We start from the raw sequence: 24,751 nt of genomic DNA, 5'->3' as shown, positions 1-24,751 counted from the left end.
CAGACCATGCAAAAACCTTATGAAAGATAACCACCGCAACCTCCCGGCGCTGAAGGCACTGATGGCGTTCGAAGCCGCGGTGAGGCTCGGGTCCATGACCGCTGCTGCGAAAGAGACCGGGACCACCCAACCGGCCATTTCCCAGCAGATCAGGAGCCTGGAAGACACCGTGGGCGGTGCGCTACTTGACCGCTCGGGCAATCGCTTGCGCCCGACACCAACGGGCAAGCGCTTTCACGAAGAACTTTCTCCAGTGTTGACCCATCTGCATGCCGCCCTTGAGCGCGCCCGCGTCGGCCTGACGCAGCAGGTTCCGCTGATCACCATCGCGGCGAACTTCGGCTTTTCACACCTCTGGTTGTTACCCCGATTGCACGTGTTGCAGAGCGCGTTTCCGGACGTGCGGTTTCAGGTCCTCCCTGTCGACACGCTGGACGCTGCCCTCCTGCACGAAGCCGATCTTTCCATCAGCTTCGATCAGCGCAATTCAGGGCGTGAAGGCGAAATCATGCTGGCACCCGAGTGCGTCTTCCCTGTGTGCAGCCCGGGCTTTGCACAGCTGCATGCGCTGGGAAACGAGGTGACTGAACGCGATTTGCGCGCTGTCGCGCTGCTGCACATGGACGAGCGCAACCCGCGCTGGCTGGACTGGGCACGCTGGTCCGATCTGGCGGGGTTTGGCAAGCTGAATGAACAGACCAGCTTCACGTTCAACAACTATCCGCTGCTGTTGAACGCTGCGATTCAAGGCCATGGCCTGGTGCTGGCGTGGGGCGCACTGGCCGAGCAGGCCATACAAGACGGGCTGCTGCTGCCGCTGGGACCGACCGTCACCCGCCAGGATCACGGGTATCTGTTGCGAACCCGTCATCGCAACAACGCCCTGATCGCGCCCATCGTTGAGTGGTTCAAATCCACCATGAACTCGACTCAGGCGTGACCTCACTTCGCAGCCGTCAATCGGTGCACGCGACAGGGACTGCGCGTCGCTCACGGCCTGGCTCGGATCGTCGACGATGCGCACATGAATGTTCAACGCGCGCAGTTCACGCTCTGTCTGTGCCAGCTTTTCAGCAGTGCGATTCCACAGCGCACCGTATCGATGACGATGAACGCTGCCTCCTCCATAGGTAGAAGTCGCCCGTGACCATGTGACCACGTTCTTCCAGTCCGCCGCCGGGTCGTCAGTGGGGCCTGAGCGTTGTGAAACGGTGATGCCGATGTCCGGGTAATCCGGGTGAGCGACGAAACGAACCCGAGCATCGGCTTCATCGATCCTCCGCACTCGTGATAAATTCTGCGCCGCCACCTCTAACCCATAGAGGGCATTCAAGGAGAGAAGTAAGTGATCAAGTCTTTGTTGGTTGGCGCAATGCTGACACTGGTATCCGCATCGGCTTTTGCACTGAGTTGCGACAACCCTCGCAACGCCTATGACCGAACCTACTGCGCGTCGCTGAAAATGGTTCAGTCAGATCAGGACATCAACGAGCAATACAAGAAGACGGTGAGCGTGCTAAACCCGGAGCAAAAGAAAAAAGTCAAAGACGCCCAGATCCAGTGGATCAAGATTCGTGACAACGCCTGCTCCAACGATGGCCTGCTCTACCTGGACTGTGCCAACGAGAAGACCGAAGCGCGTATCGTGATACTCAAAGCCATCGAGCGCGAATGCCGCGCTTCGGGTTGCGACGACGCCAAGCTGTCGCAAGTGGAATAAGCGCTACCCACTTTTTTCATCCGCTGCTTATCAATAATCAAGGGCCGGAAGCTGCCGACCATACGGAAACGGCAGCCTCAGGCTCATCTTCAGGCAACGTTGGGGAACCAGATCAACGTGCCCCGACCCGCTCACGCAGGCTTTTGGCCTCGGCAACGTTGGCCGCGCCCGGCAGGGTGATGCCGTTTTTCGCGGCGAGAATCTCGGCCATGACGCTGACCGCGATTTCCGCCGGGGTCTTGCTGCCGATGTAAATGCCCATCGGGCCATGCAGACGTTCAAGCGAGCGATCGGTCTCGCCGAAATGCTCGATCAAGCGCTCACGGCGCAATTGGCTGTTGCGCCGCGAACCGATGGCGCCGATGTAGAACGCGGGGCTTTGCAACGCTTCCAACAGCGCCAGATCATCCAGTTTGGGGTCGTGACTCAGGGCAACGATGCAGGTGCGCAGGTCGACCGCAAAATCCCGCACCACGTCATCCGGCATGCCCACCACCTTTTCGACCCCGCTCACCGCCCACGTCTCGACGTACTCGGGGCGCGGATCGCAGACCGTGACCTTGAAGCCATTGAACAGCGCCATGGTTGCCAAATACTCGGCCAACGCACCGGCACCGATCATCAGCAATCGATACCCTGGCCCCAGCGTGTTGAGCATCTGCTGGCCGTCGAAGCTGAACTGCTCCGGCATCGCGCTGCGTTCCAGCGCGACCTCATTACCTTCCAACGTCAAGCGGCGGCGCACCAGATGCCCGGCGTCGAGGTGACTCAACAACTCATCTAGAGACCGCCATGAGGGGCTGAACTCCAGCACCAGTTCCAGCGTGCCGCCGCAGGGCAAGCCGAAGCGATGAGCCTCGTCAGCGCTGACGCCGTAACGCACCACCTCAGGCGTGGCGTCCGGCAGCCCGCTGCCGCCATAAGCAGTGGTGTAGCGGTGAATCAGGTCGTCCTCGATGCAGCCACCGGACACACTGCCCACCACGCGACCGTCGTTACGCAGCGCCATCATCGACCCCACCGGGCGCGGCGACGAACCCCAGGTGCGGGCCACCGTCGCCAGCAACACCCGATGCCCCGAAGCGAGCCAGTCGCGGGCCGTGCGCAACACCAACAGGTCGATGCTTTCCATCGGGCGTTCCTCTCAGCGCATTTGCAAAATGATCGGGCTACTGCTTGCCGGATCGGTGTGCTCACGCAGCTTGCCGACCGCTTGCGCATCCACAGCGCCGCCCTGATTGCCCCATGTGCCGCGCACAAACGAAAGCACTTCAGCGATCTGCTGGTCCGACAACTGCTCACGGAAGGCCGGCATGCGATAGGCATCCGGCACCCCGGCTGCAACTACTCGCTGTGAGCCATTGAGGGTGATGTTGATCGCCGAGGCCGCTTCTTTGGCCAGCGTCGACGTCGCCCCCGCCAGTGGCGGCATCGCATCAGGTTGGCCCTGACCGTCAAGCCCGTGACAGGACGCGCAACGGGTCACGTAGGTATGAGCACCCGGTGCATCGAGGCGGGTCGCCGCTGAGACCGCCTGATATTGCCAAGGCGCGCCGTCACGCTGGCTGTCGCCTGGCAGCGATTTCAGGTAACGGGCAATCGCCGCCAGATCCTCATCGCTCATGAATTGCGTGGAGTTGTTGAACGCCTCGGTCATGGAGCCGAAGACCACGGCATGGCGGTTACGCCCGGTCTTGAGGAACTGTGCGATCTCGCCCTCACTCCAGCGGCCCAGCCCGGTGTTGTGGTCGTTGCGCAGGCTCGGTGCGTACCAGCCATCGAGCAGCGCGCCGGAGACGAATGCCGAGCCAGACTCATCCAGCGCCTTCTCGTTGAACGCCAGGCCACGGGGCGTGTGGCAACTGCCGCAGTGCCCGGCGCCCTGCACCAGATAAGCGCCGCGATTCCACTGCTCGTCCTGACCGGTCTTGGCCACGTACGGCGTGGTGTCGGCAAACACGCCGTTCCACAACGCAATCGGCCAGCGCAGGTTCAAGGGCCAAGGAATCGAACTCGCGACGTTGGCTTGCTTGACCGGCGCTACGCCCTTCATGAAAAAGGCGTACAGCGCGCGGACGTCATCGTCGTTGAGCTTGGCGTAAGATGGGTACGGCATCGCCGGATACAACCGCCGCCCGCCTGGCGCGACACCATGGCGCACAGCGCGGTCGAAGTCCGCCAGGCTGTAGTTACCGATCCCGGTGTCCTTGTCCGGGGTGATGTTGGTGGCGTGAATCGTCCCCAACGGCGTGGCCATTTCCAGACCGCCTGCGAACGGCTTGCCATTCGGTACGCTGTGGCAGGCCACGCAGTCACTGAGGCGAGCGACGTATTCACCTCGGGTCACCAAGGCCGGGTCGATATTGGCCACGGCCACTGAATCGTTTTGCAAAGGCGAGGCAGGCTCGCGGGTGACATACCAGGCCAGCAGGCCAGCCGCGATCAGGCACGGCACGGCCAACCAGCCAGCGGTTCTTGCGAATCGGCTGTTCTTCATGAGCACTCCGTGCAGGTCAGGTGAAAGAATGTCGGCTCAACGGCAGGCTGCGCACGCGCTGCCCCGTCAACGTCGCCACGGCGTTGGCCACTGCAGGGGCGACAGCTGGCAACGGCGGTTCACCGATGCCGCCCATCTTTTCCCCGCTCTCCACCACCTTCACGTGCACCCGCGCCATCCGCGATGGCGGCAGGATCGGATACAGATCGTAGTTACGCCCTCTCGGCACGCCGTTGACGTACACCACCTCTTCCACCAGCGTCTGCGACAGCCCCAGCGCCACGGCGCCGTTGACCTGCGCCTCGACAATCGCCGGGTTGACGATGCTGCCCGGATCGATCGCCTGCCAGATATCGTGAACCACCACTTGACCGTCTTTGATCGACACCTCGGCGATCACGGCCGTCTGCGTACCAAATGGCGACGCCATCGCGACCCCGCGTGCGCGCTTGCTGCCGTCTTCGGCAGTGAACGGCCCGCGCTTCCAGCCGCCCGACAATTCGCCCACCGCGTTGAGCAAGGTCGTCAGCCGCTGATTGTCCCGCAGCAGGTGCAGGCGCAACTCGAACGGGTCCTTGCCGCCCTTTTCGGCCAGCTCATCGAGAAACGATTCGTAGAAAAAGTCGTTGAGCGAATTACCGACCGAACGCCAGTAACCCAGCATTACCGAGCCCTTCACATAGATCTGCGCGATCCGCTTGTTGGGGATGGCGTAGGACTTGCCCGCCAGCCCTTCAAGTGCGGTGGGGTCGATCTTCTCGCCCTGTTTGCCCGCCAGCCCTTCCGTCGGCCCTTCAGTGGCGCTGACCGCTTCGATTGCCACCGGCCAGCCGTCGCTATCCAGTGCACCACGGAAATTGACCGCTGCAATAGGGCGCATCGCGTCGCGCAAAAACTCCTCTTCGCGACTCCAGATCAGCTTGACCGGCCTGCCGACCGCCTTCGCCAGCGCGATGGCCTGCGGGTATGGATTGGCTGATTCGTACAAAAAGTGCCGCCCGAAAAAACCGCCCAGTAATGGCGAATGCAGTGTGATCTTCTCCGGATCAAGGCCCGTGCGCTTGGCTATGTCGGCGCGGAACATATCCGGCGCCTGATTGGGCAGCCAGACTTCCAAAGAACCGTCGGGGTTGAATCGCGCCAACGCCGAAGACGGCTCAAGCTGCGCGTGGTTCAGGTACTGGTTGTTGTACGTGGCCTCGACCTTTGATTTGGCATTGGCGAACACGCTTGCAACGTCACCTTCTTTCTCGTCATCGCGGGCCGGGCCTTTTTCGGCGGCCAGACGCTGGACGTAGGCCTCCGTGGAGAAGTTCGCCGGCATCACCCGCATGCTCGAATTCGCAGGCGCTTCCTGCCAGTCGACCTGAATCGCTTCCACCGCCCGTTTGGCGTGCCACCAACGCTGCGCGACCACCGCCACGGCGCCCGGCAAACGGTGCACCGAATGCACGCCTTTCATGGCCTTGACCTGCTCTTCATTGCGCAGGTTACCCACGGTCATGCCCAGACGCGGCGCGTGCTGAACCGCTGCATGCAGCATGCCGTCAACCTTCATGTCGATGCTGTACATCGCCTTGCCAGTGGACTTGTCATACGCATCGAGGCGCTTGACCGGCTTGCCGATCCAGCGGAACTGGCTTGGGTCGCGCAACTTCACACTGGCCGGGTCCGGCACCGGCAGGTCCATGGCGCGCTCAGCCAATTCGCCGTAGCTGATCGAACGGCCGGAGGCCGCGTGCACCACCTTGCCCGGCTCGGTGGACAGCTCGCTCACCGGTACGCCGAGTTTCTCTGCCCCGGCCTGCAAGAACATCGCACGGGCCAGCGCGCCCATACGGCGCATGGTCGGATAACTCATGCGCACCGACATGCTGCCACCGGTGATGCGCATGCCGTTTTCCATGACGTAATAGGCCTCGCCGGGCGGCGCCGCGTCGACGAAGAACTGCGACGGATCGACGTCCAGCTCCTCACCGACGATCTGCGCCATGGCAGTGAACGTGCCCTGCCCGCCTTCGATGAACGGGCAGCGCAAGTGCACGGTGTTGTCCGGGCGAATTTCCAGAAAAGCCGGGACTTGTGTGCCCCGCTCAGTGGTCGCGCCAGCGACGGCCGCCTGCACGCGGGACGACCCCAACGGCAGCCCGAAGCCCAGCACCAACGCGCCAAGGGCCGTGCCGGTCAGAAAACGGCGACGAGAGAAATTGACCGGCTCGCTCAGACGCTGGCCCAGCGCTTGTTCGATGGCATCAAGACGGGCGTTCATCAGGCTTCCCCTTTCGCGAGGTCATGCACAGCGGCGTGAATCGCGTTGTAAGTGCCGCAGCGGCACAGGTTGACCATCGCCGCTTCGATCTGTGCATCGCTCGGTTTGGGGTTGTGTTTGAGCAAGGCCGTGGCCGCCATGACCTGCCCGGACTGGCAGTAACCGCACTGAGCCACTTGGTGATCGACCCAGGTCGCGACTACACGCTTGCCCACGTCGTCGTTTTCAATGGCCTCGATCGTGGTGACTTCGCGCCCGACCACACCGGCCACCGGCGTAACGCAGGAGCGCACCACATTGCCGTCGACCAGCACCGAGCAGGCGCCACATTGCGCCAGGCCACAGCCGTATTTGGTACCGGTCATGCCCAGGTCGTCGCGAATCACCCACAACAAGGGCGTATCCGCATCAGCATCGACCTGATAGGTCTTCTGGTTGATTCGTAGTTCCATGGTTCACCCGCTGATCATCGGTCGTATTGCGTGTTATAGGGCGTGACCTGCATCGGGGCGGGTCATCGTGAAAGGCTGTCTCGGCAGACCGCCAACGCCTGCGCGGCTTGGTTGTGACCGCGCCATCAGGCCGTGGTGCCCACTTTTGTGCAGGCGTCCAGAGCATCGGTGGTTGTCAAGAATGGTGAAGGTATAACGAATCAACTCTAGCCCCCAAATCGGCAATTTCCCACATGTGTACCGGCAAGCTCGGAGGATTAGGCAAGCATTCGAGAGGATTGCGCTACGACGTGAGAAACAGTCGTATTTGGATGGCAACTTATTCAACTTTGGCCATGACGAGTAGCGGGAAAAACGAAATGCCCTGTTGAACAGGGTTCATCAATCGGCCAAACATGAAAAAGCCCTGCAAGTGCGCAGGGCTTCGTTGAACACAGCGTTACCAGCGGCCGGCGTGCTGCCCACCATCGACGTTCAGGGTTTCGCCGGTCACGAACGCGCCGTTTTCCAGATACATCACCGCATCGACGATGTCCTGCTCTTCGCCCATGCGTCCCATCGGATGCAGCCTGCTGAGGAACTCATGGTTTTCCTGAGAGTGCATCGGTGTCTTGATGATGCCCGGCGCCACGGCGTTGACCCGGATACCGCGGGTCGCGTACTCGATGGCCAGGCCACGGGTGACCGCCTCCAGCCCGCCCTTGGACAGCAACGCCAGCCCCGACGGCACGGCGGTCAGGGCCTGACGCACCAGGGTCGTGGTGATTTGCACGACATGGCCGTTTCGGCGCTTGAGCATTTCTTCAATCGCCAGTTGAGTGATGTGAAAAAATCCAGCGACGTTGGTGCGCAGCACGTTGTCGTAGTCCTCGGCGGTGTACTCGGTGAAGGGCTTGCTGATGAAAATACCCGCGTTATTGATCAATGTGTCGACCCGACCGAAACGCTCCAGAGCGGCGTCGATCAACTGCTGCGCCACCTCGCGGCTGGCGATGTCGCCCGCGATCGCGATGATGCCACCGTCGGTGGAGGGTTTGATATTGCGGGAGTTGGCGATCACCCCATAACCGGCCTTGCGATAGCCTGCAACGATGGCAGCCCCGAGGCCTTGAGATGCGCCGGTGACGATAGCGACTTTTTGCTCATGATTCACGATGCAATGCTCCGATGAGGGATCGGCCTGTTCGGGGCGGTTGAGGCCTTCCAGTGCCGACCTTTGAGTGGGTTCGGAGGGGATGCTACGGCGGTTTACAGCGGTTAAAAATTCGCTATCTTCTCTCAATGGCTGATAAAAAACGCACAGACATCGACTGGCAGGACGTAAGGGTTTTCCTCGCGCTAGGCCGCCATGGCAGCCTGTCGGCGGCGGCGCGGGCGCTGTCGGTCAACCATGCGACCATCGCCAGACGCATCCAGTCTCTTGAATCCACAATGGGTGAAAAGCTGATCGAACGCAGACCGGAGGGCTACATGCTCACGCCTGCCGGGATACGCACGATGACAGCGGCTGGCGACATGGAAGCCGCCGTTCAGACGCTGGGGCGCGGCGGCGCTGACGCATCGCCCCGAGGGCTGGTCCGGGTCAACGCACCGCCTGCGCTGGCGCAGGGCTTTCTGGTCGAACAACTGTCGAAGCTGCCTGCGCAGTACCCCGGTCTGGATATCGATCTGGCGACCGACCTGCGCTCGGTCAGCCTTGAGCGGCATCAGGCCGACATCGCCGTGCGTATTGGCCGCCCTCTGGATGGCCATTTCATCGCCAAAGCGCTGGGGCATCTGGCGTTTGGGTTCTATGGCACTGAAGCCGTCTGTCAGGCTGTTGAAGACGGAGGCGAACCGAGTTTCATCAGTTTCAATGAAGAAAACGCGGACCTGACGGATGCACAGTGGCTCGTGCGTCACTTTCCGCAGGCGCGTATTGCCTTTCGCGCCAGCCATCACGTGGCGCAGGCCATGGCGGCAAAATCCGGCTCGGGGCTGGCGCTGTTGCCACATTACGTTGGTCGTCAAACACCCGGTTTGCGGATATGCCCCATGGACCGCGTTCCACCGACGCGGGAAGTCTGGTTGCTGATGCGTCCCCAGGACAAGAAAGACCTGCCCATCCGAACGGTGGCGGACTTTCTGCAAGGTGTGTTTGTAGAACAGCGTGGATTGTTTGTGGACTAGCGCCGTCCTTACACCACCTTCTAAACGTCTTTTCCGTAGGAATAATCCCTCTCGTTTCCGGGATCGCAACCACGCCTTACACCCCTCGCCGTCGCTGTAACGCCCTCTCCCCCACGCCTTGAATGGCGCCTTGTCCCGGCAAGGCTGGCGCCAGAGAGGCCACGTGTTCTTTCGCAACATCGTCCCGTCGTGGTTCGAACTCCAGCGGCTGATCGCCGACACGCTCGCACGCCGAACCCATCAGCACTCGGACGGCCACACCCATTTGTCCGGGCCACCCGCGCACTCCCCGGCCAATCGCGCCCACCAGGTGCGCATGGCGTTTCATCAGGCGCTGTCGCTGGCCGCGCAGATGATGCGCCAGCGCTTCGCCGATCTGGACATCGACGAGGTGCTGAGCGAACTGCTCGACGTAGTCAGTCAGGCCGCGCTGATCATCGTGGGCAGCGTGCTGACCGGCGCCGTGATTGGCGGTGGTATCGGCGCATTCGCGGGAGGCATTGGCGCTGTGCCCGGCGCTGTCGCAGGTTCAGCGATCGCTCTGAAAGCCAGCGGCTGGATTCTCGGCGTATTGGGGCTGGCGGCAGTGGCCGAGTTCTTCGTCGACGGCTTGCCGAAAATTGCCGGTTACTACTGGCGCGGCATCAACATCGCCTGGGACGCCCCGCAACCCCACGATCCCTACTGCTGTGGCGACCCCATGGTCGTCGCCCGCGCCGCCCGCGAAATCGCTCAGGGCCACGTCGCCATGGTCGCGCTGCTGCTCAGCGCCATCGTCGCCTACCTGAGACGCGGGCGTGGCCAGGCGCAGCTGCTCGCCAGCGACATGCAGCAAAGCGCCAGAGGCGCGAAGCTCGGGCAGTGGATGCTCAAACACGAAGACGCCCTGAAACAGCGTCCGGATTTGCAGCCTCGCGGGCCAGTGAGCAGCGGTCGGGTTGATTCAGCGGAGGCGCCGAAGCCTTCCCCGCATCACCCAAAGCAGGAACAACCGCCCGTTAAAAAGCCATTGGGCATGCCCGAGCACAACGTGCCGTGCTTCAGCGCTGATAACCTGCCAGAGAAGAAGATTCCGGAGTTTGACCGGCAGTTGGGCGGGCAGCAGGGCGGGCTGAATGATTTGACGGTGGATGAGTATTTGAAGGGACGGGAAGCGTTCAAGGCGGGGGATGGGGTGCGGGATCCGAAGGTCGGGGTAAAAGCACGTAAAAGTCTGGCGGACTCCATATTTGAGAGTGTGGAGAGTGCACTTCAGGAACACGGCCTGACGCCGCATGAATCAAAAGAACTAGCACGACGCATCACAGCAGAAAAGATGAGTACATTAGCCGCTCTACATAATCCGGATCTCATCGCAGGAGGGAAAGATAAGATCTCAGACTTTGGAGATCGACAAGTCAACTCAAGCATCGGCGCACAATGGAGGGGGAGGATCTCAGGACTTGACAAAGCAGCCATGCATATTGATGTCAACCAACGAAAAACCATCAAACTCAAAGCAAAATTGACTCGCTGCAAATAGGAAAATTTATGGAAGAGTATTTCGAATGTTTTTTAGATGATATGGGCCCCGTTTACTTTCGCGCTGAAGTGCCTCCCGCATCGCTACTGAACTACAAGGGCAAGCTTCCAGAGCAACTGCTTTCTCAATGGGCTGAACATGGCTGGAGTGCATACAGTGACGGTATTTTCTGGACGGTTAACCCCGCCGAGTACGAGCAGGTTGTTCAGAACTGGCTAATGGAGTCTGGCATCGCCGCCTCAGAACACTACCAAACCTTCGCGAGAGGTGCACTGGGTGATCTGTACTTATGGAACAGCCTTAATGGGCATTTGATGCGGCTAAATATTTTTTACGCCCGATATCATATAAATAGCAGGCTAAGCTCAAAACTTGGAGTTGACGGAAAGATCAGATCTTTCTTTTCCACAATGAGCAGAGAATCCAACGACTTCGATGACATGTTTGAAAAAGCCCTGAAAAAACTCGGCCCACTCAAATCCGACGAAATGTACGGCTTCGTCCCCGCCATGGCCCTCGGCGGCCCTGGCAAATTCGAACACCTTCAGAAAGTGAAAATCATCGAGCACATCGCTTTCTTATCCCAACTCTCCCCCCTGACCGACTGGGGCTTCCCGGACTTCGAGACGATCATGAAGCTGACGGAATAGTGCTCCCCGGAAAAGCCCCCAACAGAATCCCGCCCTGCGCGCCTGGGTCTATGACAGCGGAAATCACCGAGTGTCTTCCCGCGCGCGCCTATCGGTTTCGATATTCCGGCACTGTCACACCGCCCACACCCCAACTGTCCAGATCCACTTCTTCGATCACCACAAACGTTGAGTCCAGCGGCTTGCCCAGCACTTCCAACAGCAACTCGCTCACCCCCTTGATCAGCGCTTTTTTCTGCTCGGGCGTGGTCGCACTGGCGCCAGGGGCGGTGCCCTCACGGGTGACTTTGATGTTGACGTAAGGCATCGAAACTTCTCCTGTTCGATCAGATGGCACGGGTCGCGAATTCGACGCGCACGCCGCCGGGGATGGCGCAGATGAAATGCAGCACGTCCGATCCAGGCCTCATCGGCTGGGGTTCGAACTCAACGACCACACCAGGATAGTCACGCACACGTTCGAACAGTTCCTGCAAAGCGACATGAGTGGGCACTGCCAGCGCCAGGTGATGCAGGCCGACGTTCTTGCGTCGGTCAAACGCGACCGCACTGGTCGGTTCGGCCACCTGCCATAGCGTCAGGGTGACGCTGCCGTCCGAGACGAACGCAGCCGGGTATTCCGGTTTGCGCCCCACTTCCTTCCAGCCCAGCACGCTGCAAAAAAAGGCGGTCGTTGCCTCAAGATCGGGAACGGCCAGGCCCAGATGGTGGATACCGCGGGTCAATGCTTCAGACATAGCGGGAAGCTCCTGATGCGCCCTTGTGCGGGCAAGGTCAAAAGACCAGATCATGAGCGTTCACACGCGAGTTGATAATTCAAAGATTTCGGGAAGCACCTTCTCACATTTCGGAAGGATGCTCGGGACTGCGGAGGGCACACCAATCCCCCGTAACAGTCCGGCCGGGCGGCTACAGGGGTTGCGCACGATCATCTATGGAGCCGGATTGCTCCACGACCCACCCAACGCGGCCTGCAACTGCACGCTGGTCACCAGTTGCGTGGCGACCAGGCTCAGCAGGGTCTGGCGCTCGCTCAAACTGGTGGCCTGAGTGGTCGCGACGTCCAGGTAGTCGATCACGCCCGCTTCGTACTGATCACGACTGACCGACGCCGATTCCTCCGCTGATTGCGCCGAATTGCGCCGCGCTGCCAGCTCTGGCTGCAAAGTGCGCAGTTCCACCAGATAGTCCTCGACCTCACCCAACGCCGTGAGCACGGTCTGGCGGTAGGTGGCGACGCTCGCGTCGTAAGCGTGCTGCTTCTGTTCGACCTGGGCCTTGGTGGCGCCGAAGTCGAGAATCGTGCCGGTCAGGCTCGGGCCGATGGACCAGAAACGGTTGGGCAGCGAGAACAGGTGGCTGATGGTTGAGCTTTGATAACCGCCACTGGCACTCAGCGTCAGGTCAGGATAATAGGCGGCCGTCGCCACCCCGACAGCGGCGTTGGCGGCCGCCATTTCACGCTCGGCAGCGGCGATGTCCGGGCGACGTTCCAGCAAGCGGCTCGGCACACCCAACGGCACCTCGGGCACGTGGTAACGCCAATCGGGGTCGACCGCCACGGCGAAGTCCGCTGGGGGCTTGCCAATTAACAGAGCGATGGCGTGCTCGAACTGCGCGCGCTGCCATTGCAGGTCGAGCATCGAGGCCTGAGCGCTCTGCAATTGGGTCTTGCCGGTGGCCAAGTCAGCCCGCGAGACGATTTGCTCGTCGTACTTGTTCTGGATGATTTGCAGGTAGCGCTCGTACCCGGCGATGGTTTCGCGGTACAGGGCGATGCGCTGGTCGAGCAAGCGCATCTGGAAGTAGTCCTGCGCCAGCGACGACTGCGCGCTCAACGTGGCGTTGGCCAGGTCTGCGGCACTGGCCTGGGCGCTGGCGCGGTCCTGTTCGTTGGTGCGGCGCAGCTTGCCCCAGATGTCGGCTTCCCAGCTCAGGTCGAGGCTGGCCGAGTGTTCTTTTCTCACCCCGCCGCTGCTGCTTGTCGTCGTTCCAGAACTGCTCGAAGACGAACCGGTCGCCGACTCACTGCGGGTGCTCGACCCCGTGCCGGTCAGCGTCGGAAACAGATCCGCCCGGGATTCACGCACCAACGCCAGCGCCTGCTGGTACTGCGCGGCGTACAACGCAACGTTCTGGTTGTTGAGCTGAACCTGCGCCACCAATGCGTTCAGTTGCGGGTCTTGATACAGCTCCCACCACGGGCCTTTGGGCAATTCATCCTGCGGGTGCGCGGCCTTCCAGCCTTCGGCCTCTTTGAAGGTGGCGGAGATCGGCGCGGTGGGCTTGTGATAGTCGGGGCCGACCATGCAGCCGGTCAACAGGCTGCTGGCGAGCAGCACGGCAATGCACAAGCGGGACGGCAATGGAGCGTTCATTCATTCAACCTTTCAGTCAGCCGTGCACAGGGGTGCGACGGATACGCGTGTGCCAGAACTGCCGGGAGGCACGGCTCATGCGGTCTAGATAGAGGTACACCACAGGCGTGGTGAACAGCGTCAACAGTTGGCTGACCAGCAGCCCACCCGCGATGGCGACACCCAGCGGTTTGCGCAGGTCGGCGTCACCACCGCTGCCCAACGCCAGCGGCAAGGCGCCGAAAAACGCGGCCAGCGTGGTCATCATGATGGGCCTGAAGCGCATGCGGCAGGCCTCGATGATCGCCTGCTCGGGCGACATCCTGCGGTCGCGCTCGGCCATCAACGCGAAGTCGATCATCATGATCGCGTTCTTTTTCACGATGCCGATCAACAGCAAGATGCCGATCAAGGCGATCACCGTGAGCTGCATGTTCACCGCCTTGAGCAGCAACAGTGCGCCCACCCCCGCCGACGGCAAGGTCGAGAGGATGGTCAACGGGTGCACGTAGCTCTCGTAAAGCACGCCCAGCACGATGTACACCGCCAGCAGCGCCGCCGCGATCAGCCACGGCATGCTCGCCGCTAGCGCCGCATAGGCTTGCGCGGTCCCGGCAAAGCCGTACTGCACGTCACGGGGCAAGCCGACCTTGTCGACCGCCTTGTTGATCGCCACCGTGGCCTGCTCCAGCGACACGCCATCCTGCAAATTGAACGCAATGGTGCTGGTCGCCGACTGGCCCTGATGCGCGACCGCCAGGGGCGCGTTGTCCGGGGCGAAGGTGGCGAAGGCGGTCAGCGGCACTTGCTGGTTGTCGCTGTTGATCACATACATGCGTTCGAGCATGGTCGCGTCGCTGGTGTAGACCGGATCCAGGCCCATGACCACGTGATACTGGTTGAGGGTCTTGTACAGCGTCGCGACCTGGCGCTGGCTGTAGGCGTTGTTCAGCAGGTTGTCGATGTCGCTCACACTGACGCCCAGACGGCTGGCGGCTGCGCGGTCGATGTGCAGTTTCATTTCCTGGCCACCGGTTTGCGAGTCCGAGTCGATACCGGTCAGTTCCGGCAATGCGCGCAGGGCCGCTTCGACCTTCGGCTCCCAGGTGCGCAGCACATCCAGATCGTCCGCCTGCAAGCTGAACTGATAGGTCGCGTTGGCGCTACGACCTCCAACGCGAATGTCTTCAGCAGGCATCAAGAACACCTGAATCCCGGCCACTTTGTTGTTCTGTCGGGTCAGCCGGTTGGCGATGGCCGCCGCACTGCTGGTGCGTTGGGTGTAGTCCTTAAGCCGAATGAAGAAATCACCGGTATTGCGCGAGCCCGCCCTGCCGCTGCCCGTGGAGGACATCACCGCCTCGACGTCAGGGTCAGCGGCCAGGTCGTGAGCGATCTGCATCAGGTGCGGCTTGAGCGCCTGAAAGGAGATGTTCTGGTCAGCCCGCACGGCGCCCATCAACACCCCGGTGTCCTGCGCCGGGAAGAAGCCTTTCGGCACCGTGACGTACAGGTAAACGTTGAACACCACGGTCAGCAGCAGGCTGAACAGGGTCAACAGCCGATGACGCATCACCCACGCCAGCGCCGCCAGATAGGCGCCCTGCATCTTCGCCAGACCGGTCTCGATCCAGCGATACAAACGCGGGTCGCGGTCGTTGTGATCGGACTGACGCAACAGCATCACGCACAGCACCGGCGTCAGGCTCAGCGATACGATCATCGACAGCCCCAGCGCGATACTCAGGGTCACCGCGAACTCGCGGAACAGACGCCCGACAATGCTGCCCATCAACAAAATCGGGATGAACACCGCCACCAACGACAGGGTCATCGACAGCACCGTAAAGCCCACCTCGCGAGTGCCCATCAATGCCGCACGCAGCGGGCGCATGCCCCTTTCCTGATAGCGGGCGATGTTCTCCAGCACCACGATGGCGTCGTCCACCACGAACCCGGTGCAGATGATCAGCGCCATCAGCGACAGGTTGTCGAGGCTGTAGCCCATCAGGTACATGATCGAACACGTTCCAATCAGCGATACCGGCAACACCACCGCCGGAATCAGCGTGGCACGCACGTTGCGCAGGAAGACAAAGACCACGGCGATCACCAGTAGCGTGGCGATCAGCAGGGTTTCTTCGGTGTCGTGCAATGAAGAACGCACGGTCGGGCCGCGGTCGATCACGCTGATCAGTTGCACGTCGGCCGGGATCTCGCGCTGCAATTCCGGGAGCAGCGCCTTGATACTGTCGATGGTCTGCAACATGTTGGCGCCCGCCTGACGGGTCACGCCCAGGGTCACCGACGGCTGTCCGTTGTAGTAACCGCCGACGAAGGTGTCCTCCACCGAGTCATAGACGTTGGCCACATCGCGCAGGCGAATGGCGCTGCCGTTCTGGTAGGTGATGACCAGGCCCTGATAATCCTTGGCCTTGTCGATCTGATCGTTGGCGTCGATGACCCAGCTCTGCCCTGCCCCTTGCAGAATGCCTTTGGGCTTGGCCTGCGTGGCCTTGTTGATCGCCTCGCGAACGGTTTCCAGCGAAATCCCGGCGTGGTTGAGCAGGTTGGGCTGCACATCGATGCGCACCGCAGGCAATGCACCGCCGCGCACCGACACTTCGCCAACGCCATTCACCTGCGCGACCTTCTGCTGCAACTTGCTGTAGGCCAGGTCATACAGCTCGCCGGGGCTGCGGGTCGAGGAGGTCAGGGCCAGCATCAATACCGGCGCTTCAGACGGGTTGGCCTTGCGATAGGTGGGCAGCGACGGCATCGAACTGGGCAACAAGGCGCGGGAGGCGTTGATCGCTGCCTGCACATCGCGAGCGGCGCCGTTGATGTCGCGATCCAGCTCGAATTGCAGGATCAGGGTCGTCGAGCCCTGGCTGCTGGTGGACGTCATTTCGGTGATCCCGGCGATTTGCCCGAGGCTGCGCTCCAGTGGCGTGGCGACGGTCGCGGCCATGGTCTCCGGGCTGGCGCCGGGCAGCGAAGCACTGACCATGATCGTCGGGAAATCCACCTGGGGCAGCGGCGCCACGGGCAGCAGCTTGTAGCCGAGAATCCCCGCCAGGGTGATGCTCAGGATCAGCAGCAGGGTCGCCACCGGGCGCCGAATGAACAACCGCGAAAGGTTCATGCCCCGCCTCGATTCGTGCGCGCACTGCTACGAGTGAAACGGGCTTTGGCGCGTTCAGACAGGCGATCGAACAACAGGTAAATCACCGGCGTGGTGAACAGCGTGAGGATCTGGCTCAGCAACAGCCCGCCAACGATCACCAAACCCAGCGGCCTGCGCAGTTCAGCACCCGCGCCCGTCGCCAACATCAGCGGCAAGGCACCGAACAACGCTGCCAGCGTGGTCATCAGAATCGGTCGTAGACGCAGCAGCGCCGCCCGATGAATCGCCTCGCGGGCATTCAGGCGCTGGTGCTGTCGGCCTTCCAGGGCGAAGTCGATCATCATGATCGCGTTCTTCTTGACGATGCCGATCAACAGAATCACCCCAATCAACGCAATCAGGCTGAATTCGGTGCCGGTCAGCAGCAGCGCCAACAGCGCGCCGATGGCCGCCGAAGGCAGCGTCGAGAGGATCGTCACCGGGTGAATGAAGCTCTCGTACAGCATGCCCAGCACGATGTACATCGTCACCAGCGCGGCGAGGATCAGCCACAGCGTGTTGCCGGTCGCGGTCTGGAATGCTTCGGCTGCACCCTGATAGCGCAGGGTGATGCTGCTCGGCGCATTGAGGTCGGCCATGACCTGACTGATCGCCTGCTGCGCCTGCTCCAGCGAATAACCGTCCGCCAGGTTGAACGACACCGTGACCGCCGGGAACTGATCCAGACGGCTGAGGGACAGCGAACCGGTGCGCTGGCCGACCTTGGCGATGTCGGTCAGGCGCACCATCTGCGTGGCAGTCGTTGTGGTGCTGCTGGTGGTCGAGCTGGAGGTGCTGGATGTGGTCGTGGTGCTGCTGTTGCTGCCGTTGGTACTGCTCGCCGACGCCAGATAGATATTGTCGAACGCCGCCAGCGACTGTTGGAAATGCCCCGGCACTTGCAGCACCACGCGGTACTGGTTGGACTGGGTAAAGATGGTGGAAATCAACCGCTGGCCGAAGGCGTTGTACAGCGCGGTGTCTACGTCCGAGGCGCTGATGCCGTAACGCATGGCCGCTGCGCGATCCAGCTCGACGTAAGCCACCAGCCCCTGATCCTGCAAATTGTCGATGACATCGCGCATTTCCGGACGGTTTTGCAGCTTCTCCATCAACTTGGGAATCAGCGCCGACAGGTTGGCGCTTTCCGAGTCGTCGAGGGTGAATTGGTACTGGCTGGGGGTCAGTTGGTCGTCGACGGTCAGGTCTTGGGACGACACCAGATTCAGGCGAATGCCCGCCACCGCGCTGGCAGATTTTTCCAACCGGGTTATGACCTGGCTGGCGGTTTCATCGCGCTCTTCAAAGCCCTTGAGTTCGATCTGCAAACGGCCATTGTTCAGCGAGTCGTTGTTGCCATCGACGCCGATGGTTGACGACACCGACTCCACCGCCGGGTCTTGACGCACCACGTCCACCATCGCCTGCTGACGGCGCGCCATCTCTGTGAACGACACGTCCTGCGAGGCGCGGGTGAAGCCTTGAATCAGCCCGGTGTCTTGCGTCGGGAAGAAGCCTTTGGGCACGACCAGATAGAGAAAACCGGTCAGGGCGACGGTGCCGACGGCGATCAACAGGGTCAGTTTTTGATGATCCAGCACCCAGACCAGCCCCCGATCATAGCCATCGAGCACCTTCTGGTACTGACGATCGCCCCAGGCCGCAAAACGTCCTTTCCCCTCTTCCGGCACATGGCGCAGCAAATGGCCGCAGAGCATCGGCGTCAGGGTCAGCGAGACAATCATCGACACCAGAATCGCCACGGCCAAGGTGATGGCGAACTCGCGAAACAGCCGCCCCACGACATCGCCCATGAACAGGAGCGGGATGAGTACAGCGATTAGCGAGAACGTCAGGGAGATGATGGTGAAGCCGATTTCCTGCGAGCCTTTGAAGGCTGCGGCCATCGGCTCTTCGCCCTCCTCCAGATGCCGCGAGATGTTCTCCACCACGACGATGGCGTCGTCGATCACGAAGCCGGTGGCGATGGTCAGCGCCATCAGCGTCAGGTTGTTGATGCTGAACCCGGCCAGGTACATCACGCCAAAGGTGCCAATCAGCGACAGCGGCACGGCGAGGCTCGGAATCAGTGTGGCAGTGAAGTTGCCGAGGAAGGCGAAGGTCACCAACACCACCAGACCGATGGACAGCAGCAGCTCGATCTGCACGTCCTTGATCGAAGCACGAATGGTCTGGGTGCGGTCGCTGATGACGGTGAGTTTCACCGAATCCGGCAAGGCCGATTGCAGGGTCGCCAGCTTGGTCTTGATGCTGTCGACCACTTCGATAACGTTGGCGCCGGGCTGGCGTTGCACGGCAATCACAATCGCCGGTTTGCCATTGGCGCTGGCGCCCAGGTACTGGTCCTGCGGGGCTTCGGCGGTGGTCGCCACGTCCTTCAGGCGCAAGGCCGCGCCGTTCTCGTAGGCCAGCACCAGTTCGCCGTATTCCACGGCATCGCGCAACTGGTCGTTGGCGTCGATGGTGATCGAATGGGACGGGCCGTCGAAGCCGCCTTTGGAGCCGTTGACGTTGGCGGCGTTGACCTTGCTGTAGACGTCTTCCAGCGTCAGGCCGTGGGCCGCGAGGCTGGTGGGGTTGACCTCGATCTTCACCGCAGGCTGCTGACCGCCCGCCAGACTGACCATGCCCACGCCGGAAATCTGCGACAGCTTGAGCGCCACGCGAGTGTTGATCAGGTCTTGTACGCGAGTGAGCGGCAGACTGTCAGACGTCGCCGCCAGCGTGAGCACGGCGGTGTCCGCCGGGTTGACCTTTTTGTAGGTCGGCGGGTTGGGCAAGTCGGTGGGCAGCAAGCTGTCGGCGGCATTGATGGCGGCCTGCACTTCCTGCTCGGCCACGTCCAGCGACAAGTCCAGCGAGAACTTCAGGGTGATCACCGAAGCTCCCGCCGAGCTGGTCGAGTACATCTGCGACAAGCCCGCCATCTGCCCCAACTGACGTTCAAGCGGGGCGGTGACCGCCGAGGCCAGCACACTGGAACTGGCGCCCGGATACAAGGTGCTGACCTGAATGGTCGGGTAGTCCACTTCCGGCAGCGCCGAGGTCGCCAGCAAGCGATAGGCGAAAATACCGGCCAACATCACCGCCAGCATCAACAACACGGTGGCTACCGGACGCTGGATAAACAGTCGCGATGGATTCATGGGGCGACAGCACCCTGGGCAGGCTTGGCAGTTTTGGCCGTTGTCTCAGTGGCCGGTTTCTCCACCTCGACCTTGCTGCCTTCACGCAAGTGATCGATGCCCCGCGTGACCACCTGCTCGCCTTGGGCTACGCCTTGGCTGATGACGGTCTGATCGCCCATCACCGGGCCGGTCTTGATCGTGCGGCGCGTGGCCTTGCCATCTTTCACCACGTACAAAAACTCGCCGTCGCTGCTCAGTTGCACCGCAGCCGACGGCACGACAACGGCGTTGCGCAGGGTGTCGGTGGTCAGCTTCACGTTGACGAACTGGTTGGGGTACAGCTTCTCGTCCGGGTTATCGAACTGCGCTTTCAACTTGATGCTGCCGGTGGCCGTGTCGATCTCGTTGCTGATGAATTTCAGTGTGCCTGTGGCCAGCGGCGTGGTGCCCAACTGGTCCAGCGCCTGCACGTTCAGGGCTTCACCCTTGCGCACCTTGGGCAGCAACGAAGCCAGTTGCGCTTGGGGCAGGCTGAAGGTCACGGCGATGGGGTTGGTCTGGGTCACCGTGACGATGCCGGTGGTGCTGCTGGACGACACGATGTTGCCCGGATCCACCAGACGCAGGCCGACATAGCCATCAATCGGCGAGACGATCCTGGCGTAGAGCAGATTGAGTTTGGCGGCGTCGATCTGGCCCTGATCGGCCTTCACCGCACCCGCATATTGGCCGACGGTGGCGATCTGCGTGTCCAGATCCTGTTTGGCGAGGGAGTCCTTGGCGAACAGTCGTTTATAACGCTCGGCGGTCAGTTGCGCGCTCTTGAGCAGCGCCTGATTCTGCGCCAGATCGCCCTGATACTGATCCAGCGTCGCCTGATAGGCGCGAGGGTCGATCTGCGCCAGCAATTGGCCCTTCTTCACGTACTGGCCTTCGGTGAAATACACCGCCATCAACTCACCGTCGACCCGGCTGGTGACCGTCACCGAGTAATTGGGAATCACGGTGCCCAGCGCCTGCTGAATCACCGGCACGTCCGCCGTACCCGCTGTGCCCACCGCCACGCTGACCGGCGCCCCGGCATCCATCATCATGCCCGGCCCGCCATGCCGCCCGCCGGGTGCCGCGAGCGCAGGATTCTCGGCACCGGCACCGGGGGCCGACGCAGGCGTGTGCTTGAGGTACACCACAACAGCGCCAATGGCTGCAACGATCAGGAGCGCAACAACAATGCGCTTGCGAGAACGGGTTGCTGAATTCTGGGTCATTGGAAACTTCTGTGTGGACTAGGGACAGGGTGCAACGGCCAGCACGAGCTGCATCAGAGATCAGCGTAGTGGCTAAATGACCATATGCCGCCAATGGACCGTGCAGCAGGCGAAAAGATTCCAGGGTCGGAAACATCAGCGCGCCGCCAAAACATTTAGCCGCGCAAGAAGGGCAACAACAAGTTGTAAAGACCGACTTTGCAGACTATTTACACTCGGCAAAGCCTTATGGGGTGGGGTTTGCAGGGTTTATCGTGTTTGTATCGGGATGGTTGCCAAGACGTATCAAAAAGGGTACGAAAGACAGTCGAAACACTGAATAGATGACAGTGTTGGCGGCTCAAAACGGGATCTTTGCAGTTCATCGTCTGATCAGATGATGGAATTTCTCTTGGGTGCAGCCATGAATACCTATCACCTGTTGATTTCTATGGCGGCCACCGTGCTGCGGCTGACCGGTGCAGCTGGATCGCTGAGCAACGCTTACCAACTGCCCTAGGGAATTCCATTTTTCTCGATCCATGCCTTGGCTTCCGGCGTGGGGGCACGGTAGTACTCGCCCTTGTTGTTCAGGTACGGGCCACGGGTTTCGATTTCGGCCTGGTAGCGGCCGATTTCCTTGAAGGCCAGACAGGGTCCCCCCAGCCACACCTTAATGATGCCCCCCGGCGCCATGCCCAGTGAAATCACCTTTCGATAATCATCGATCCACTCCTTCGCTCCTTGGCAATACACTCTCTCCGGTTTCACCATTTCGTCTCGCACCCATTGAGGGATATGAATACGAAGCTTGTAAGCTTGCGGTTCAACCAGCGACTGCCAGCGCAGAAAAAGACGTTCAGGGAGATCGACGTTGTTGATGGGCATTCCACCCGACACTCCGTTGTGCCAGCCCTTAGCGCTACCCGTATAGCTCGCAACCCCTCCGGTCACATGGAAAAACGGCAGCCCTCGCTGGTCGATCACATCCACTGTCTCGACCCACACCTCCATGTGCTTGGGCGCAGCCAATCCCACATACCACGCGTAATAAGGCAGCTTGGGAGGCGGTATCGGTTGTGGACCACTGGCACAGGCGCAGAGGCTGATCAGCAGCCCAACTAGAAGCATCAGTCGTTTCATTGCGGATACCCCTTTTGCGGCTGATCGGGGTACACGTTGCGGCGGTTATCCGGTGCAGGTTTGGCAAGCATCACACCCTTGGCCGGTGTCCAGTGAGCCGACTGGTGGATGTAGCGCGAGCGCAGCAGTCGTTCTTGATTGGGATCCAGAACCACCGAAGAACCCGCCAGCACCTGCTCGATGATGTGGTCAGCGACAGGCGCCAGATCGGAGGGCAGCTTGAAGCGCTGATCGCTGTCGCTGATCTCGTCAAAAGGCACACCATGGCGCACGCCCAGCTCGCGCATTACGCGCAACGCGACCAGAGCGAGTTCCCCACGAACGCTTCGCTCCAGCGTTACGGTGAGCCAGTAGGCCTGCGTGTCGTTGCCATCCCTTCGGTGATGAGCCTGAGCAGCCGCCCAGGCTTTGGCCTCAATGTTTCCGTCACCATTCAGCCCGCTGGCACTCAGCGGGAAAGCTGAGCAACGCTTACCAACTGCCATAGGGAATTCCATTTTTCTCGATCCATGCCTTAGCTTCTGGCGTGGGCGCGCGGTAGTACTCGCCCTTGTTGTTCAGGTATGGGCCGCGGGGTTCGATTTCGGCTTGGTAGCGGCCTACTTCCTTATCTTTTAAACAGGCTCCTCCGACCCATACTTTTACAATTCCACCCGGTGCCATACCTAAGCTGATGATGTCCCGATAGTCGTCTTTCCATTTTTTAGAACCAGTGCAAAACACGCGCTCGGGCTTGACCATCTCGTCACGCACCCATTGGGGTATCGGGATACGAATCTTGTAGGCTTGCGGTTCAACCAGAGATTGCCAGCGCAGAAAAAGACGTTCTGGGAGATCGACATTGCTGATAGGTTTCGCAGAGCCCGCGACATGCCACCCCACTGTCTGTCGGGGGTAGCCGGCAACGCCCGCATGAATGTAAAAAAACGGCAATCCGCGTTGATCGATCACATCAACGGTTTCAACCCAAACCTCCATGTGCCTTGGTGCAGCCAAACTCAAATACCACGCGTGATAAGGCAGCTTGGGAGGAGGTATCGATTGTGGACCTCTGGCACAGGCGCAGAGGCTGATCAGCAGCACGATCAAAAGCATCAGCCGTTTCATTGCGGGTACCCCTTTTGCGGCTGATCGAGGTACACGTTGCGGCGGTTATCCGGTGCAGGTTTGGCAAGCATCACACCTTTGGTCGGTGTCCAGTGCGCCGACTGGTGGATGTAGCGCGAGCGCAGCAAGCGCTCTTGATCGGGATCAAGCACGACCGAAGAACCCGCCAGCACCTGCTCGATGATGTGGTCAGCGACAGGCGCCAGATCGGTGGGCAGCTTGAAGCGCTGATCGCTGTCGCTGATCTCGTCAAAAGGCACACCATGGCGCACGCCCAGCTCGCGCATCACGCGCAACGCGACCAGCGCGAGCTCCCCACGAACGCTTCGCTCCAGCGTTACGGTGAGCCAGTAGGCCTGCGTGTCGTTGCCATCCCTTCGGTGATGAGCCTGAGCAGCCGCCCAGGCTTTGGCTTCGATACGTCCGTCGCCATTCAGGCCGCTGGCGCGCAACGCCTCCGCCTGCGCGACCATGGCCAGCCATTGCGGATGCGACTCCAATGAGCGGCCCGCTGCGACCTCAATCCGTTTGGGCTCGACCAGCCACAGACGCTCCCAAGCATTAGGCAGGTAGCCTCCGCCAATGTCCGAATGCACGCCGGGAAGGCTGATTTGCAGGTGATGACTCAGTACGCCATTCAGTGCGAAATTGAGCCTGCACTCATCCCGGGCCCCCAACTGAATCACTTCGCGGGCACAGCGGGGAGGCAAGTACAGGTTGACACCGTTGTTGTCGTTGTTGGCCGGACTCCAGTCGCCACGCTCAGGCGAAGAGATGGCCGCCACAGTGTCGAACAAACCGATCAGGTTGAGCTTCACACCCACCGCTGGATCAAAACTGTTCACCAACCCAAAGCGCCCAGGCTGAAGTAATTCTTTGAAAATCCCGCAGCCCGGCTTGAGAAATTCGTTGGCGCAATGGCGGGCGGCGGCGGCACCACGGCTAAATCCAAAAATATCAATTTGGATATCCCTGACTGGTTTTCCGGAATTTGTCTTCTGGAAAATATCTAGCTGTCGTTCAAGCAACCCCGGAGCTTGCGCCACTCTAGCTACAACACCAGTTTCACCTCGTCCTAAGCCTTGACCAATCACCGTGGCATCTTTACCACCACTCCGCGTACCGATGCCCTCTACATAAACCTTGACGTAACCAATATCGGCCTGAGCACCAGTAGGTGTTTGGGTGTCGTCGGGATACAGTTGATACAAATACACCACATTACTCGGCGCATTCCCGTAGCTGTTATCCGGCGCCTGCGCAAACGCGCTCCCGGTAAACCCATCGAAGCCGTATTTGTTGC

Annotated in this window: 20 protein-coding genes; 5 read left to right on the top strand and 15 right to left on the bottom strand. The window is 60.9% G+C overall.

Translation table 11 applies throughout. The features are described from left to right. Positions 1-19 precede the first annotated feature (19 nt). A complete protein-coding gene (locus ACI2KB_RS27175) occupies positions 20-940 on the top strand; it encodes a LysR family transcriptional regulator (RefSeq protein WP_404639852.1) in 921 nt (306 codons plus the stop codon). Between the two features lie 405 nt (positions 941-1,345). Beyond that, complete coding sequence (locus ACI2KB_RS27170) at positions 1,346-1,720, top strand: lysozyme inhibitor LprI family protein (protein WP_404639850.1); 375 nt, start codon at positions 1,346-1,348, stop codon at positions 1,718-1,720. A gap of 112 nt (positions 1,721-1,832) precedes the next feature. Here the strand turns inward: ACI2KB_RS27170 and ACI2KB_RS27165 are convergent, their stop codons facing one another. The 5 genes from ACI2KB_RS27165 to ACI2KB_RS27145 all read right to left on the bottom strand — a co-directional run bounded on the left by ACI2KB_RS27165 (position 1,833) and on the right by ACI2KB_RS27145 (position 8,091). Continuing rightward, positions 1,833-2,852 carry an XdhC family protein gene (locus ACI2KB_RS27165; RefSeq protein ID WP_404639848.1) on the bottom strand — a complete coding sequence of 340 codons (1,020 nt, stop codon included), beginning with the start codon at positions 2,850-2,852 and terminating at the stop codon, positions 1,833-1,835. 12 nt (positions 2,853-2,864) lie between these two features. Continuing rightward, entirely contained in the window at positions 2,865-4,217 is a 1,353-nt protein-coding gene (locus tag ACI2KB_RS27160) for a c-type cytochrome (protein WP_404639846.1), read from the bottom strand. Between the two features lie 16 nt (positions 4,218-4,233). Next, a complete protein-coding gene (locus ACI2KB_RS27155; protein ID WP_404639844.1) occupies positions 4,234-6,486 on the bottom strand; it encodes a molybdopterin cofactor-binding domain-containing protein in 2,253 nt (750 codons plus the stop codon). Then, positions 6,486-6,938 carry a (2Fe-2S)-binding protein gene (locus ACI2KB_RS27150; RefSeq protein WP_404639842.1) on the bottom strand — a complete coding sequence of 151 codons (453 nt, stop codon included), beginning with the start codon at positions 6,936-6,938 and terminating at the stop codon, positions 6,486-6,488. Before ACI2KB_RS27150 ends, ACI2KB_RS27155 begins: the two co-directional genes overlap by 1 nt. 439 nt (positions 6,939-7,377) lie before the next feature. After that, positions 7,378-8,091, bottom strand: coding sequence for an SDR family NAD(P)-dependent oxidoreductase (locus tag ACI2KB_RS27145; RefSeq protein ID WP_404639840.1), 714 nt, complete (start codon positions 8,089-8,091; stop codon positions 7,378-7,380). Between the two features lie 128 nt (positions 8,092-8,219). Here ACI2KB_RS27145 and ACI2KB_RS27140 point away from each other — a divergent pair, with 128 nt between their 5' ends. From ACI2KB_RS27140 to ACI2KB_RS27130, 3 genes are all read left to right on the top strand, one after another. Further along, complete coding sequence (locus ACI2KB_RS27140; protein WP_404639838.1) at positions 8,220-9,107, top strand: LysR family transcriptional regulator; 888 nt, start codon at positions 8,220-8,222, stop codon at positions 9,105-9,107. Between the two features lie 316 nt (positions 9,108-9,423). Beyond that, positions 9,424-10,629 carry a DUF6861 domain-containing protein gene (locus ACI2KB_RS27135; RefSeq protein WP_404639836.1) on the top strand — a complete coding sequence of 402 codons (1,206 nt, stop codon included), beginning with the start codon at positions 9,424-9,426 and terminating at the stop codon, positions 10,627-10,629. Between the two features lie 8 nt (positions 10,630-10,637). Then, positions 10,638-11,279, top strand: coding sequence for a GAD-like domain-containing protein (locus ACI2KB_RS27130; RefSeq protein WP_404639834.1), 642 nt, complete (start codon positions 10,638-10,640; stop codon positions 11,277-11,279). Between the two features lie 88 nt (positions 11,280-11,367). Here ACI2KB_RS27130 and ACI2KB_RS27125 read toward each other — a convergent pair whose 3' ends face one another. The 10 genes from ACI2KB_RS27125 to ACI2KB_RS27080 all read right to left on the bottom strand — a co-directional run. Beyond that, a complete protein-coding gene (locus ACI2KB_RS27125) occupies positions 11,368-11,586 on the bottom strand; it encodes a 4-oxalocrotonate tautomerase family protein (protein ID WP_404639832.1) in 219 nt (72 codons plus the stop codon). A gap of 19 nt (positions 11,587-11,605) precedes the next feature. After that, positions 11,606-12,016, bottom strand: coding sequence for a VOC family protein (locus ACI2KB_RS27120; protein WP_404639830.1), 411 nt, complete (start codon positions 12,014-12,016; stop codon positions 11,606-11,608). A 195-nt stretch (positions 12,017-12,211) separates the two neighbouring features. After that, complete coding sequence (locus tag ACI2KB_RS27115) at positions 12,212-13,657, bottom strand: efflux transporter outer membrane subunit (protein ID WP_404639828.1); 1,446 nt, start codon at positions 13,655-13,657, stop codon at positions 12,212-12,214. Positions 13,658-13,673: 16 nt separating this feature from the next. Then, on the bottom strand, positions 13,674-16,781 hold the full coding sequence (locus tag ACI2KB_RS27110; RefSeq protein WP_404639826.1) for an efflux RND transporter permease subunit: 3,108 nt from the start codon (positions 16,779-16,781) through the stop codon (positions 13,674-13,676). Next, positions 16,778-19,969, bottom strand: a complete 3,192-nt coding sequence (locus tag ACI2KB_RS27105) for an efflux RND transporter permease subunit (RefSeq protein WP_404639824.1) — start codon at positions 19,967-19,969, stop codon at positions 16,778-16,780. Before ACI2KB_RS27105 ends, ACI2KB_RS27110 begins: the two co-directional genes overlap by 4 nt. Then, the gene (locus ACI2KB_RS27100; protein WP_404639822.1) at positions 19,966-21,219 is read right to left on the bottom strand and encodes an MdtA/MuxA family multidrug efflux RND transporter periplasmic adaptor subunit; all 1,254 of its coding nucleotides are present in this window, start codon (positions 21,217-21,219) and stop codon (positions 19,966-19,968) included. The genes ACI2KB_RS27105 and ACI2KB_RS27100 overlap by 4 nt, the downstream gene beginning before the upstream one ends. Before the next feature lie 495 nt (positions 21,220-21,714). Next, positions 21,715-22,341 (bottom strand): DUF2931 family protein, encoded by a 627-nt coding sequence (locus ACI2KB_RS27095; RefSeq protein ID WP_404639820.1) that lies wholly within the window; start codon positions 22,339-22,341, stop codon positions 21,715-21,717. Then, entirely contained in the window at positions 22,338-22,826 is a 489-nt protein-coding gene (locus ACI2KB_RS27090) for a hypothetical protein (RefSeq protein ID WP_404639818.1), read from the bottom strand. Before ACI2KB_RS27090 ends, ACI2KB_RS27095 begins: the two co-directional genes overlap by 4 nt. Then, entirely contained in the window at positions 22,813-23,448 is a 636-nt protein-coding gene (locus tag ACI2KB_RS27085) for a DUF2931 family protein (RefSeq protein WP_404639816.1), read from the bottom strand. Before ACI2KB_RS27085 ends, ACI2KB_RS27090 begins: the two co-directional genes overlap by 14 nt. Further along, positions 23,445-24,751, bottom strand: a 1,307-nt coding sequence (locus ACI2KB_RS27080) for a DUF2235 domain-containing protein (protein WP_404639814.1), incomplete at its 5' end; no start/stop codon positions are given. The genes ACI2KB_RS27085 and ACI2KB_RS27080, both read right to left, overlap by 4 nt.

Source organism: Pseudomonas sp. NPDC088444 (genome assembly GCF_044900175.1).
In the GTDB taxonomy this organism is placed as follows: domain Bacteria; phylum Pseudomonadota; class Gammaproteobacteria; order Pseudomonadales; family Pseudomonadaceae; genus Aquipseudomonas.
The sequence above is the reverse complement of the archived record's forward strand: the minus strand, read 5'-3'. Positions and strand labels throughout refer to the sequence as shown.